Source organism: Anoxybacillus sp. FSL W8-0382 (genome assembly GCF_038003845.1).
Lineage (GTDB): Bacteria > Bacillota > Bacilli > Bacillales > Anoxybacillaceae > Anoxybacillus > Anoxybacillus flavithermus_G.
Genome location: NZ_JBBOPX010000001.1, coordinates 685,032 through 699,796, shown reverse-complemented (window position 1 = coordinate 699,796; position 14,765 = coordinate 685,032). Strand labels below are relative to the sequence as shown.

Below are 14,765 nucleotides of genomic sequence, written 5' to 3'. Positions count from 1 at the left end.
TTCGACTCCTTCACCTTTCATGCCCTACTATTGTATCACAACAAAAAAGCCGCGTGTTATGCGCGGCTTTTTTATTGAATGATCGCACTTACCGCATCAAGCACAGCTTTGCTATGTTGGGCAGCTTCTTCTTTTTTGTTTTCCGCAATCGCGTTATACCATTTTTCTGCTGTCGCAAACACGTCTGCTGCTTTTTGCTCGCCCAATTTTGCTTTCACATCTAATTCAATTGCCTTTAAGAACATGTTTCCTTCTAACGCTTTTACTTTCGCTTCAACAACGTTATTCTCATCTAACTGCGCCGGTGCTTTTTCATGATAGCCTTTCATTTTACCAAACAACGCTTTGGCGAATAATGCACCCACTTCTTCTGCTTTAATGTTTTTATAATCGTTATTTAATGATAAAATTTCATCTAAACGTGCTGTCGCAGCTTCATCACCTTTAGCCAAAGAACCTTTAATCGCTTGGAAAAAGCCCCATGCTTCTGCTTGTTGTCCTTTTAGCTCATCTTCTGCCTTACCTTCTTTCACACCGGCTTCAATTTTTTCAGCATATGATTTAGACGCCAAATAGTAGCTGCGATAGATCGATTTATCTGTCAACTGAATGTACACTTTAAATCATCTACGTTATTCGCTTTTAACGCTTCTTCTTGCGCTGCTAAACCAGCGTTAATGCTTTGTTCGAGGCTAGATTCTCCCGTTAATTGATAATATTCATCACGTTTCATTGCCGTTGGAACAAAAATTTCTGCTGCAAGCAATTTAATTTGTTCAAACAGTGCTGTCGCTTTTTGTTGATCACCAGCTTCAAGCGCCGCTACAACATCTTTTTGTAACTTCTTTTGCAATTGATAAAAATACGATTGCGTCACTTTATCAACAATTTGACGTGCTGGATGAACGTTTAATTCTCCGCTTTTTCCGCCTTGAATCGCTGCTTCAATCGTTTGAGCAAATGTACCATCTAGTTCATTAATTGGCTTTTGTAATTGCTCTGTATATGTTTTTTCTACGATGCTCCAATCCACAGGTTGTCCTTCTTTCGCTTTTGCTGTTTCTGTTTTGATTGCTTTATAAGCATCAATGAACGTTTGAACATTTACTTGTTCTTCCGCTTGTTCGGTTTCAGCAGGTTGTTGCTCTTCCTGTTTTTCTTCTACTTTTGTTTCTTCCTTCTTCTCTGTCGTTTCTGTTTTCTCCGCATTTCCGCAACCAGCCAGCACGCCACCTGCTAATAAAAACATGGCAAACACAGCTTTTAATTGACGTTTTTTCATTTCGTATGTATCCCCATACCCGTCAAGTTTAGTGTTAAGGGTCGTTGTGTCCATACGCAATGTTTGTGATCATTAGCTGAAGAAAAAGAATACCACATGTTTTAGGCATGCCAAATAACCCTCTTGGAGAGGGTTATTTGGCGTTTTTATGAATCTAATCAATAAATACCCAATTTAACCAAGAGATCCGATGCCGTTTCTTTTCCTTTCCTTCGATCCTTTCTTCCATGTTTTCTCAATAGAAGGAGGGGAGAAGAAAGGCTGATTTCTTCCTTGGATAGGCGCAAAAGCAGTTGTTGCCAATAGGATTGGAGAACATCTAGTGCTTTCCGTTCGCTGATTTGAATCCCTTCTGTTTGTTGCCAATACGTTCGAGCTTGAAACAGAAAGGTTTGAGTCACCAAAATGGCAATCAACGTCCCATATACATGGCATTCGAACCGTTCTTTCTTCATCTTCTTCACTTTCTCCAAATCAAAAACGGACTTCCACGCTTTAAACAGCAGTTCAATTTGCCACCGCAAAGAATAAAGCCCATAAACCTGTTGCCCATCAAACGACTCTTGTGGTAAATTAGTCAGTAAGATGTGGTATTTCTTTTGTTCGAGGGTTTGGCGTGTCAGCGCCTTCCCTTTTCTTTTTTCCCTTTTTCGCACATACGCCATCCGTTTTTGCCATTCTTCTTCCGTCAAACGTCGAAAAATCAAGCGTGGGATATACAAACGCTCATGCCCGATGTATACATGTTCCATTTCTACTGATTCCCCTTCCTTTAATTGATTCCCAAGAGATTCCCAATCCCATTCCTTCCACTGGCTATTCTCTTTGATATACACTTTCATATCGGAACGGAGCCGAGTAATATAATACGCTCCTCGGGCGTCGATCTCGGTTAGTGCGGCAACGGAGAAAAAGCCCAAATCCCGAATACATAGGTCATTCGGCAAAATCGTGTGCTGGGCATGATAGGCAAAACGGGCGTCCGAGTCATTGGCCGATTGAACGCATAGTTGAAGACAGGCACCAGACAACAAGTCATATTCAAACTGAATTTTCGCTCCTGATGAGACGGAACCTCGGTAGTCCTCCCCGTAGTCGGCAGGAACCAAAAAACTGGTCGAATCCAAAATCCGCAAGCGAGTAAAACACGTCCGGTAGGTTTGGATGGTGGACCAAAGCAATGGGCGTTGTCGTTGGAGGAGAAGGAAAAACACTTCTCGCAAAAACGCCACGGCTCGCTCGGTAAAGCGCTGATTCAATCCTTCGCTGGACAGGGAACAGTCATGGCGGAGCGTGAGAGACGTACATAACCGTTGGAGTGATTGTTGTGCCAGTGAGCCATCTCCCCATGCACAAAGAGTCAAAAATGCTTCTGCCGTTAATGCTCGTTTTCGTTGGATAAATCCTGTTTCTTGAGCAAGATGAGTCAATGTCTCAGGCGAGAAAAGTTGGCGGATGGTTTTCATCCATGCTTGCATTTGATTTTCCATAGAAAAAATCCTTTCTAACGAAGAGTATTCGCTAGAAAGGATACCATGTTTTTAACGGTGTACAAAGGCCCAAATGCTTAACTTGATGGCTATGGTATGTATCCCCCTTTTTTGATAACGATTATCATTAACCGTTATCATTATAGTAGAGAACGATTTTCAGTGTCAATATAAAATTTCAAAAAAAATACCTCGGATGTCTCCGAGGCATGTCGATTATAAATGTTTGCTTAAAAGACCAACAAGCGCTTCTTTTGGTTGGAAGCCAACAGTCTTGTCGACTACTTCTCCATTTTTGAACACGAATAGTGTTGGGATGCTCATCACACCGTATTTTCCAGCTGTTTCTGGGTTATCATCTACATTGACTTTTACTACTTTCACTTTGCCGGCAAGCTCGCGATCTACTTCTTCCAATACAGGTGCAATCATTTTGCAAGGTCCGCACCAAGGTGCCCAGAAATCAACGAGCACAACACCATCTTTTACTTCGTTAACAAATGTTTGATCTGTTGCATTTACAATAGCCATGTTTCATTCCTCCTTAAATATTTCCGTTCCATGCACATAGTATACCATTGAACGTATTCATTGCGCCAATCTTTTGCTTCGCTTCTACTATTTCCTTGTCGCAAAAAAATATGCTGAAAAGAAAAGGCAAAGCATCATGCTCTGCCTTATGAATGTACTTTTAATTTTTTAAATTCTTCGATTAAAAGTGGAACGACTTCAAACAAGTCACCAACAATCCCATAATCCGCCACTTTAAAAATATTCGCTTCAGGGTCTTTATTAATCGCCACGATTACTTTTGAGTTAGACATGCCTGCTAAATGTTGAATCGCCCCTGAAATGCCGCACGCAATGTATAAATCTGGCGTAACAACTTTTCCTGTTTGACCAATTTGAAGCGAATAATCGCAATATCCTGCATCGCATGCCCCACGCGATGCTCCAACCGCACCGCCAAGCACGTTCGCTAATTCTTTCAACGGCTCAAATCCTTCCGCACTTTTCACGCCGCGACCGCCGGCAACGATCACTTTCGCTTCAGATAAATCGACGCCTTCCGCTGTTTTTCTCACAATATCACGAACGATTGTGCGTAAGTCTTTAATGTCTACTTGCACATCGACAACCGCACCTGTGCGACTTTCATCTTTTTCAAGTGGAGCGATATTGTTCGGACGAACAGTCACAAACATAAGACCGTCTGTCACGATTTTCTTTTCAAACGCTTTACCAGAATAAATCGGTCTTGTAAAGACGATATTTCCACCTGTTGCTTCAACAGCGACAACATCAGACACAAGACCAGACTGCCATTTCGCAGCAAGTTTTGGCGATAAGTCTTTTCCAAGCGCTGTATGCCCAAAGACGATTCCTTCTGGTTTCTCTTGCTCAACAACAGCTTGCAATGCTTGGGCATAACCGTCTGGCGTATACGTCGCCAATTTTTCGTGTTCAACAACAATCACTCGATCCGCACCGTAAGCAATCAGCTCAGGAGCTAATGAGCGAACGCTCGCTCCGACAACGACAGCGACAACTTCTCCGCCTTCAGCGATCGTTTTTGCAGCGGAAATTGCTTCAAATGATACGTTACGCAACGCACCGTCACGCACTTCTGCTAATGTTAATACTTTTCTTGCCATGCTCCCCATCCCCCTATTAAATGACTTTTGCTTCTGTATGAAGAAGTGAAACGAGTTCTTTTACTTGATCGGCAATATCTCCTTGCAAAATTTTTCCCGCTTCTTTTTTCGGTGGTAAAAAGATTTCAATCGTTTTCGTTTTCGCTTCTACGTCCTCTTCCTCCAAATCTAAATCATCAAGCTCTAGTTCTTCTAACGGTTTCTTTTTCGCTTTCATAATGCCCGGCAATGACGGATAACGCGGCTCATTTAATCCTTGTTGTGCTGTTACTAATAATGGTAAAGATGTTTCAATAACTTCCTCATCACCTTCAACATCGCGCACAACTTTCACGTTTGTTCCGTCAATTTCTAACTTCGTAATTGTCGTGACATAAGGAATACCTAGCAATTCAGCAACGCGTGGTCCAACTTGTCCAGATCCGCCGTCAATCGCTACATTTCCAGCTAAAATTAAATCAGCTTCTTTATCTTTTAAATATTCCGCAAGCACTTTTGCCGTTGTATATTGGTCACGATTTTCTACATCATCTTCAATGTTAATGAGCACGGCTTTATCTGCCCCCATGGCAAGCGCTGTACGAAGCTCTTTTTCTGCATCTTCGTTCCCAATTGTAACAACTGTCACTTCGCCACCGTGCTGATCGCGCACTTGAATCGCTTCTTCAATCGCATATTCATCGTATGGGTTGATGATGAATTCGGCTCCTTCTTCGCTTACTTTTCCGTTTTGAATGACAATTTTTTCTTCCGTATCAAATGTACGCTTCATTAATACGAAAATGTTCATGATTCTCTCCCCCTTTTATTTTCCTTGAAACTGTGGTGTCCGTTTTTCGATAAATGCTGAAATGCCTTCTTTCGCATCTTCCGTGACAAAAACTTGTCCAAACAGTTGCGCCTCTTTTTCAACGCATTCATGGAACGTTTTTGTGCGAGCTTCATTAACTAGCTTCAATACCGCTTGAACAGAAATCGGGCTCTTTTGAGCAATTTTTTGTGCAAGTTGCTTCGCTGTATCAAGCAATTGTTCTTCTGGGACGGCTTTGTTTGCTAGTCCCCATTGAACAGCTTCTGTACCTGTGATCGGTTCGCTTGTCCACATCATTTCTAGCGCTTTTGCCATACCGACATGACGCAATAAGCGTTGTGTTCCTGCAAATCCCGGAATGATGCCGAGCTGCAATTCTGGTAAGCCAAGTTTGGCGTTTTCCGCTACGATGCGCAGATGGCAACCCATAGCTAACTCGAGCCCTCCGCCAAGTGCAGCACCGTGAATCGCGGCAATAATCGGTTTCGGAAACTGTTCAATTTTCTCCATCACTTGTTGTCCAGCTCGAGCAAGCTCCGCTGCTTGTTCGCTCGCCTCAATCGCTGTAAACTCTTTAATATCGGCACCAGCTGAGAAAAATCTTCCTTCTCCGCGAAGAACGATGACACGTACTTGTTCGTCTTCTTTTAATGCATCAAGTCGTTCTGAAAGCTCTTTCAAAACAGAAGATGCTAAAGCGTTTGCTGGTGGACGGTGAAGTGCTAAAATCGCCACATACCCCTCTTGTTGAACGGAAAACATGTTCCCCCTCCTTCGTGTATATCGGAAGGTTGTCGTGTTTACACACAACAACCTTTCGTTAACAATTGATGAACCGGTTTCGCTAATGCAACGAGATCATATTTTTGCTCATTCATGACCCATGTTGTCACCATTTCGTCAATCGTTCCAAAAATCATTTGACGAGTGAGACGCACATCTAAATCTGAACGAAATTCCCCTTTGTCAATTCCTTCTTGCACAATGCGATCGACAACTTTTAAGTATCCTTTCAAAATTTCATTAATTTTCAGACGTAACGATTTATTCGATTGGCGAAGTTCCAATTGGGTCACAATTGCTAAATGCGGATCCGCCGCTAACATTTGAAAATGTTTTTGAATCAACAAAAATAACTTCTCCGACGGACTCGAAATCCCTTCTATTTCTTCTTCAATTTTTTCGATGAAGTAGCCCATTTTTTCTTGAAACAATGAAATTAAAATATCCTCTTTATTTTTAAAATACAAATAGATCGTCCCATCCGCTACACCGGCTTGTTTCGCAATTTTCGATACTTGCGCTTGATGGTAGCCGTTTTCAGCAATGACAATCACAGCTGCATCAATAATTTGTTTAAACTTCGGTTTGTCGCGTTTCAACTTTGCATTCTCCCTTTCAAAAATATGAATGAATAATCATTCATATTTTTATTTTAAAGAGAGGCCAAAAGCGTGTCAAGTAAAAACAATCGCCGCTCATTTTTGTTTTTCTTTTTCTTCTTCCACAAGCGCACGGCGCAATATTTTACCAACTGCTGTTTTTGGCAATTCTTTTCTAAATTCATAAATGCGCGGCACTTTATAAGCAGCTAATTTACTTCTCATAAATTGGTCAAGTTCTTCTTCTGTACACTGTTCTCCTTCTTTGAGCACAATAAACGCTTTCACCGTCTCGCCACGATAAGCATCTGGTACACCAATGACGACTGCTTCTTGCACTTTCGGATGCTCATACAACACTTCTTCTACTTCGCGTGGATATACGTTATAACCGCTTGCGATAATCATATCTTTTTTTCGGTCGACGACAAAGAAATAACCTTCTTCATTCATATACCCTAAATCGCCCGTATACAACCAACCGTCACGAAGGTTTGAGTCAAGACTTTGTGGGAGATTTTTTTCTCGACCGATTTTTTTGGTTATATATGGTTTTATAAAATCGTTATATGTAAGCGCTTTTACTTACTCTCATCCTGTAGGTATGTGCGTTTTCTCTCGTTTTAAAAACCTTTCAATGCTTGCAATGCCTCGTAAATCGGTGTCCCTGAAGATTGGCGAAGGTATGGGATGTTATCTCGTACCACTTCTGTCATTTGCGTTTGCACGCGCTTCAGTGCCTTTTTCACGATCGTTTCTCGTTTCGTTTCTTCTCGTTCTTCCACGCCATACATCACTCCATCGCGTGTCCGAATGAGTAACGTATCTTTTATCGCGACGATCGCTCGCAACATCGCTTCAATCCCTGCATCCCTCCAACTTCGACCGTTTTTACTTCGTTTCGCAAACACATGCATCGTTCCTTCCGCACTCCCCATCGCCCTCATGTTTGTCGTGTCAATCCCTTTTTCCTTCAACCATACGCGATAGTCACGCAAACATCCTGGCATCTCCTCGATTCGACGAACAAGCGCCTCGAGTTGCTTTTCCTTCTCCTCATGTTCTAACGTACCGATGGCACTTGTGAGTTCTCGTAACACACCTTCTTCATCCCATGATGCTAACTTCTTTCGAATCACCCGATATCTCGCATGACCTCGGAACAATTGACGAATCTCTCTTGCCACATGGAACCGATCAAGCTGAAAGTACCCCCTGTCCCCGAAATATTCTCGACACGCTGTAATCCATGGGGCTCCATCTCCATTGATGACCACCCAATCCTCAAACGGATCATAGCTGTATTCCTTCATCAGAAAATTCTCTACAGCTTCCCAAATCGGTTCATTCGTTTGATGAACCATATACCGTCGATTCACTAAGGATACGCGTTTCCCGTTTTTCTCCCATCCTTGGTGAATCGTGATGATCTTTTCTTCTTTTCCTTTGATGCGGCTTCGTTGACGTTTCACGTACAACCCGTCTGCTTCGATAAAAAACACGCGCCCTTTTTTCTCCATCGCACGGTGCCCTTCCACCTCTGCCTCGATGATGGACTGGCGAATCGTTTCGTGACTCATACATGCATACCCCACCAGCTTTTCAAGCGACTGCGCAGCCTGTCGATACGAAGAACCCGTCACGGCGAGATGAATCGCTGTCTCCTCTAATAGCGGACTCACTCCATGCGCCCCATCGAACTGGAGAAAGACATCGAGTAAAGACGTATACACCTTTTTTTCACGGTCAAAGTAGTAGTTTCGCTTCACTTCCACCTCTCCAAATAGCGTTTGGAGTCGGATCGTCCGCTTATCTTTGAGCGCATATCGTTTCTTGTCCCGCTGTTCTGCCAATGTGCGGTCGATCTCCTCCAACACCTGTTGAAGGAGATGACCATATTGTTTTTGCATATGTCTAAATAAAGACTGTTCGATCTCTTTTAATGTCAAGCCGTTTGTGATATAATCCTGCATGGGCTCCACTCCTTTCTTTGGTTGTATTTTTTTCGCACTTACTACCTTACCAGGAGGAGAGCCCGTTTTTCATCTATTTTGCTTACATATCTGACAGGTTCCTTATTATACCAAATCAGGAACCTGTCTTTTTTTCTCCCACAAACATTTTACTCATACTCACGAAGTGTCGCTGCTGTTTCTTCTGGTCGATTCCAATATCCTTTCATTACTTGTGGACCACGTACAACGATTTCACCAATTTCATTTATGTTTGCTTTCTCTCCCGTTTCTAACGAGACGATCATCGCCTCTGTGTCTGGCCAAGGCACACCGATACTTCCTTTGATTCGTTTTCCGTCCCAAATAAAGTTGGAATGCGTCACAGGGGATGCTTCGGTTAAGCCGTAACCTTCAACAATCTTCCCACCTGTTACTGTTTCAAATTGTTCTTGCACTTCAACTGGAAGCGGAGCTGAACCGCTAATACATATTTTAATTGACGATAAATCATATTTTTTTAAATTCGGGTGGTTGAGCAGCGCAATATAAATCGTTGGAGCGCCTGGAAATAGCGTTGGTCGTTGTTTTTCAATTGTTTTTAACGTCGTTTCGACATCAAACTTCGGTAATAAAATCATTTTATATCTTTCCATAATGGATAAGTTCATGACAGCCGTCATCCCGTATACGTGGAAAAACGGAAGTACACCAAGAATCGATTCATTTCCGCGTTCACATTTATACATCCATTTCGTGCACATAAACGTGTTTGCTGTTAAGTTGTAATGTGTTAACATAGCAGCTTTTGGAAATCCGGTCGTTCCGCCAGTATATTGGAGGAGGGCAATGTCTTCTATCGGATCCACATCCGTCTCTTTCACTTTCCCACTCGCAAGCGATAAGGCTTTTGTGAATAAGTGGCAATCTCCTTCATGTTTGACGCGTACAATCATCCCTGTTTGTTTCTTTTGTACAAATGGATATAACACATTTTTCGGAAACGGTAAATAATCTTTTATACTTGTAATGATCACATGTTCAATTTTTGTATGCGCTTTCACTTTTGTAATTCTTGGATAAAGTAAATCAAGGGCAATAATGACTTTCGCACCGCTATCATTTAACTGATATTCTAACTCTCGTTCAGTATACAATGGGTTTGTTTGTACGACAATACCACCTGCAAATAAAACAGCGTAGTAGCTAATGACCGCTTGTGGACAATTCGGCAACATAATCGATACGCGATCGCCTTTTTGTAACCCGAGCTGTTGCAAATATGAGGCTAGCTTGATCGCTTGCTCGTATATTTCTTTATATGTCAGCTCCTTCCCCAAAAAGTGAATAGCTGTTTTTTGCGGAAACTGCTCCGCTGCTTCTTGCAAAAATTGTTGCAACGGCTTGCGCGGATAATCAATTGAATGAGGAACTTGCTGAGGATATAACGCTAGCCATGGCTTCTCCATTTCGTTTCCCCCTTTGTTATAAGATTATTTATATTTTATAATATTTTCAGAAATTTTTGTATTAAAAAATAAAAAAGGTGCCTGCTGACACCCTTTTATGCAAAAAACGTGAGATATATGACACCAATAAGCAAAAATACACCGCACAATACGAGCAATACTTTCGCTAACGTTTCCATCTGTTTCTCCTCTCACCTTATACTTGCTCCGATGACAAACGACAAGCCGATAGAAATGACCATAGAAATAAATCCTACCGCGCGATTATCGTTGGCAATTTCGTCGTCAATGTTGAACTTTGGCGTTAAAAATTCATAAATAAAATAACCGATTAACAATAAAACAAATCCATAAACGCCCCAACCGATCATCGTTAACAGTGAATCGTGATGGTCAATCGCGTAACGGAAAATATTTGCAATACCAAATATTTTCCCCCCGGTTGCCATCGCTACTGCCATATTTCCTTTTTTGATTTCTTCCCAATTTTTATATTTCGTCACAAGTTCAAAAATCGCTAAAAATAAAACTAAACATAAAATCACCACGCTAAAATTAGCCGCAATATAAATGATCTCATTTTCCCAAAAAGCGCTCATAGTTCCTCCTGTCATTTTAATTCGACAATGGTGACGCCTGTTCCCCCTTCAGTCGCCTCACCAAAACGAATGCTTTTTACTGAGCGATGGTTTTGTAAATATTGTTGTACCCCTTTCCGAAGCGCGCCTGTTCCCTTTCCATGAATGATAGACACGCGCGGATATCCTGCCAACACCGCATCGTCAATATATTTTTCGACGCGAAGCAACGCATCTTCATATCGCTCACCACGCAAATCTAATTCTAGTGGAACGTGATAGTCGCGTCCTTTTACGGTCGCAATTGGCTTTGTTTCAATCGGTGCTGGGCTGCTTACATACTGTAAGTTTTCTTCGTGCACTTTCATTTTTAAAATGCCGATTTGCACAAGCCATTCTTTGTCTGATACTTTCTCGATAAGCTGTCCTTTTTGATTGAGATGAACGACTTTCACTTCATCACCCGGATGTAAAGGCTGTTTTGTCTGCTGCGCTCGCTTTTTCTTTTTCGTATTGATTTGCGGTATTGCTTCTTCCAGTTTTTTTCGTGCTTCAATCAACTCGTGCTCTTTAATGGCAGCCGCTTGTTGTTTTTGCATATCGCGCAAATGTTGAATGACTTCGTCCGCTGTTTTCATCGCTTTTTTTACAATTTCTTCAGCTTGCTCTTTCGCTTTTTCCAACAAGCGATCGCGCTGTTCATTCAGCTCGTTCCACTGCCTTTCTAGTTCATTTCTCAATTGTTCTGCTTCGTGGCGGAGCCGCTCAGCCTTCTCCCATTCTTCTTCCGCGCGCTTTTTACTTTGTTCTAATGAAGCAATCATATTTTCAACTTCATTGCTTTCCGCGCTAATGTACGTACGGGCACGCGCAATAATATGCTCGTCTAAGCCGAGGCGACGAGAAATATCAAGCGCATTGCTTCGTCCTGGAATACCGATCAATAGTTTATACGTTGGACTTAACGTTTCGATGTCAAATTCGACACTTGCATTCATGACGCCACGACGATTGTATCCGTACGCTTTTAATTCCGGATAATGCGTCGTTGCTACAACTCGCGCACCGCGATTGTGCACTTCATCTAAAATGGCAATTGCTAATGCTGCACCTTCTTGTGGATCCGTTCCTGCTCCAAGCTCATCAAATAAAACAAGGCTATGCTCGTCCACTTGTTTTAAAATGTCAACAATATTTACCATATGAGACGAGAACGTACTTAAACTTTGTTCAATTGACTGTTCATCGCCAATATCAGCATACACCGCGCGAAATACAGCTAATTGTGATCCATCTAACGCCGGCACTTGCAATCCTGCTTGCGCCATAACGGTGAACAAGCCGATTGTCTTTAACGTGACTGTTTTTCCCCCTGTGTTCGGTCCTGTGATCACCATCGTCGTATAGTTGCTCCCTAGTTCAATATCGTTTGGAACGACTTCGTCCGATGGAATAAGCGGATGACGTGCTTGTATGAGACGGATATATCCACGTTCATTGATAGCTGGTTTTGTTGCTTTAATCGCTTTTGCGTATTTCGCCTTTGCAAACAAAAAGTCAAGCTGCGCAAGCAACTCGACGTTCTCAATAATTGTTGTCGCCTGCTCACCCACGGAGGCAGATAATTCGCTTAAAATACGTTCAATTTCTTGTTTTTCTTTCACACGCAATTGTTGGAGCTCGTTGTTTAATTCGACAACCGACTGCGGCTCGATAAATAACGTAGCCCCAGATGAAGACTGATCGTGTACAATGCCGCCATACGTATGGCGATATTCTTGTTTCACTGGGATGACGTACCGATCGTTACGAATCGTAATGATTGCATCTGACAATGTTTTTTGCGCTGATGATGAACGAATAATACTCTCTAACTTATCGCGCACTCGTCCTTCAATCGTGCGCAACTGTTGGCGCAATGAACGCAGGCGGTCGCTCGCTCCATCAAGCACATCTCCGCTTTCATCAATACAATGATATATACGTTGTTCAAGTTCAGGCAAAGGAACGATTTGCGCCGCATATGCGATCATGTGCGGAAGATCTGCCTCTGTTGCTTCTAAAAATTTTTTCAGTTGTCTTGCTGCTCGCATCGTACTTGCGATATCAAGCAATTCATGTGGGCTAAGCGTTCCTCCGATGCTTGCACGTTTCGTTTGCATCCGTACGTCAAATATACCACCAAGTGGGACGTGACCACGTAAGCGAAGAACCGTTGCTGCTTCGTCCGTTTCTTCTTGCCAGCGCACCACTTCTTCTACATGTGATGATGGCATAAGCGCTACGACTTTTTCTTTTCCTAACGAGGAAGATACATATTCCGCAAGCTGTGCTTTCACTTTATCAAACTCAAGAATGTGTAATGTTTTTGCGTGCACTAAGTAACCCTCCAGCTGTTTATTTTCGCAAAAAAGAGATAAGTTGTTCGATCTCCCATGTGTTGATGACCGTTTCTTTTCGAATCCAACCTTTTCGAGCAAACGCAACCCCGAGCTTCATATCATCAAGCATACGAACGTTGTGTGCGTCTGTATTAATCGCTATTTTCACACCAAGCTGCTGTGCTTTTTGTAAATAGGCATACGTTAAATCGAGACGGTGTGGATTCGCATTCAGTTCTAGCACCGTGTTTGTTTCTTTCGCAAGCTGCAACAATTCGTCTATATTTACAGCGTATCCGCTTCGCTCCCCAATTAATCTTCCTGTCGGATGAGCGATCATATGAACGTATGGATTCATAAGTGCTTCTTTTAGACGTTTCATAATCGCTTCTTCTGGTTGTGAAAAAGCAGAATGAATCGACGCAATGACAAAATCGACCGTTTGTAATACATCATCTGGAAAATCTAACGTTCCATCTGGTAAAATATCCATCTCAATGCCAGATAAAATAAGAAAATCGTCGTACTTTTCGTTTAGGCGGGCAATTTCTTCTTGCTGCCGTTTTAATCGTTCAACCGTTAGTCCATTGGCTACTTTTAAAAACTGTGAATGATCGGTAATCGCAATATACCGATATCCTTTCTGACGACATGCTTCTGCCATTTGCTCAATTGAAAACGCCCCGTCGCTCCACGTCGTATGCATATGTAAATCGCCGCGTATATCAGATAAAGAAAGGAGCGGCGTGCCGTCATATGCATCGACTTCTATTCCACTTTCACGCATTTCTGGCGGGATGAACGGCAAATGAAAATGAGCAAAAAATTGCTCTTCTGTCGCGAACGTTTTCACTTCGCCTGTCTGAATGTTTTCTACACCGTATTCACTAATTTTTTCACCGCGTTCTTTTGCGAGCTGACGCATGCGCACGTTATGTTCTTTTGAACCGGTAAAATGATGGAGCGTTGTAGCAAAATGTTCAGGAGAAACGAGGCGAAAATCGACATTGACAACATAATCGTATTGCAATTGCAACGATACTTTCGTTTCACCGCTTGCAACAACGTCATAAATATGCTCAAGTTGCAACAACTGCTTTCGAACGAGCGCATCGTCTGTTGTTGCAATAATAAAATCTAAATCTTTCACCGTCTCACATACGCGGCGCAAACTGCCCGCCCGTGAAAACTGAATAATGCCAGCGAAGTTTTCTAGCTGACGCTCGATGTCAGAAGCAACTTCCAACATAAACGCAATTGGTAAACGTTCAGGGCGTGCATTCATGTGGGCAAGTGCAGCTAAAATATTTTCTTCAGTTTTTGCACCGAAGCCGCTTAATTGTCGCACACGTTGAGCTAAACATGCTTCTTTTAATGTTTCTATATCGGTCACGCCTAGCTCATGATACAGTTTGGCAATTTTTTTGCCGCCAAGTCCCGGCAATTTTAAAAGTGGAAATAGCCCTGCTGGAATTTCTTTTTTTAACTGTTCAAGCACATCACTCGTTCCTGTCTGCAACCATTGCTGTAAAACGGCAGCTGTTCCTTTTCCGATGCCAGCAATGGACGTAAAATCATCAATGTCGGTCAAAGCACGTTCATCACGTTCTAGCGCTGAAGCTGCTTTACGAAAAGCGGATACTTTAAATGGATTTTCCCCTTTGATTTCCATATATAAAGCGATCGTTTCAAGCAGGCGAATCGCCTCTTTTTTATTTTTTTCCATCCCTTTCACTTCCTTTCGACGAAAAAACTTCTCTCGGAC

At 42.3% G+C, this 14,765-nt stretch carries 10 protein-coding genes and 3 pseudogenes; all 13 read right to left on the bottom strand.

Features of this window, described 5'->3' with window-relative positions; translation table 11 throughout:
* Positions 1–71 precede the first annotated feature (71 nt).
* The 13 genes and pseudogenes from NSS60_RS03700 to polX all read right to left on the bottom strand — a co-directional run bounded on the left by NSS60_RS03700 (position 72) and on the right by polX (position 14,726).
* Positions 72–1,282, bottom strand: a pseudogene (locus tag NSS60_RS03700) (hypothetical protein).
* A gap of 158 nt (positions 1,283–1,440) precedes the next feature.
* A complete protein-coding gene (locus NSS60_RS03695; RefSeq protein WP_340720650.1) occupies positions 1,441–2,772 on the bottom strand; it encodes an IS4 family transposase in 1,332 nt (443 codons plus the stop codon).
* Positions 2,773–2,988: 216 nt separating this feature from the next.
* Positions 2,989–3,303, bottom strand: coding sequence for a thioredoxin (trxA, locus tag NSS60_RS03690; protein WP_004889146.1), 315 nt, complete (start codon positions 3,301–3,303; stop codon positions 2,989–2,991).
* A 146-nt stretch (positions 3,304–3,449) separates the two neighbouring features.
* Positions 3,450–4,427, bottom strand: a complete 978-nt coding sequence (locus tag NSS60_RS03685; protein WP_004889145.1) for an electron transfer flavoprotein subunit alpha/FixB family protein — start codon at positions 4,425–4,427, stop codon at positions 3,450–3,452.
* Positions 4,428–4,443: 16 nt separating this feature from the next.
* A complete protein-coding gene (locus NSS60_RS03680) occupies positions 4,444–5,217 on the bottom strand; it encodes an electron transfer flavoprotein subunit beta/FixA family protein (RefSeq protein WP_004889143.1) in 774 nt (257 codons plus the stop codon).
* Positions 5,218–5,232: 15 nt separating this feature from the next.
* Complete coding sequence (locus NSS60_RS03675; RefSeq protein WP_004889141.1) at positions 5,233–6,000, bottom strand: enoyl-CoA hydratase; 768 nt, start codon at positions 5,998–6,000, stop codon at positions 5,233–5,235.
* Positions 6,001–6,038: 38 nt separating this feature from the next.
* A complete protein-coding gene (locus NSS60_RS03670; protein WP_004889140.1) occupies positions 6,039–6,620 on the bottom strand; it encodes a TetR/AcrR family transcriptional regulator in 582 nt (193 codons plus the stop codon).
* A gap of 96 nt (positions 6,621–6,716) precedes the next feature.
* A pseudogene (locus tag NSS60_RS03665) lies at positions 6,717–7,115 on the bottom strand (AMP-binding enzyme); the annotation flags it as partial.
* A 128-nt stretch (positions 7,116–7,243) separates the two neighbouring features.
* Positions 7,244–8,593, bottom strand: a complete 1,350-nt coding sequence (locus NSS60_RS03660) for an ISLre2 family transposase (RefSeq protein WP_088223306.1) — start codon at positions 8,591–8,593, stop codon at positions 7,244–7,246.
* A gap of 158 nt (positions 8,594–8,751) precedes the next feature.
* A pseudogene (locus tag NSS60_RS03655) lies at positions 8,752–10,041 on the bottom strand (AMP-binding protein); the annotation flags it as partial.
* Positions 10,042–10,232: 191 nt separating this feature from the next.
* Positions 10,233–10,640 carry a DUF350 domain-containing protein gene (locus NSS60_RS03650; protein ID WP_064214126.1) on the bottom strand — a complete coding sequence of 136 codons (408 nt, stop codon included), beginning with the start codon at positions 10,638–10,640 and terminating at the stop codon, positions 10,233–10,235.
* Positions 10,641–10,651: 11 nt separating this feature from the next.
* Positions 10,652–12,997, bottom strand: coding sequence for an endonuclease MutS2 (locus NSS60_RS03645; protein ID WP_004889136.1), 2,346 nt, complete (start codon positions 12,995–12,997; stop codon positions 10,652–10,654).
* A gap of 19 nt (positions 12,998–13,016) precedes the next feature.
* Positions 13,017–14,726 (bottom strand): DNA polymerase/3'-5' exonuclease PolX, encoded by a 1,710-nt coding sequence (gene polX / locus NSS60_RS03640; RefSeq protein ID WP_004889134.1) that lies wholly within the window; start codon positions 14,724–14,726, stop codon positions 13,017–13,019.
* Between the last annotated feature and the right edge of the window lie 39 nt (positions 14,727–14,765).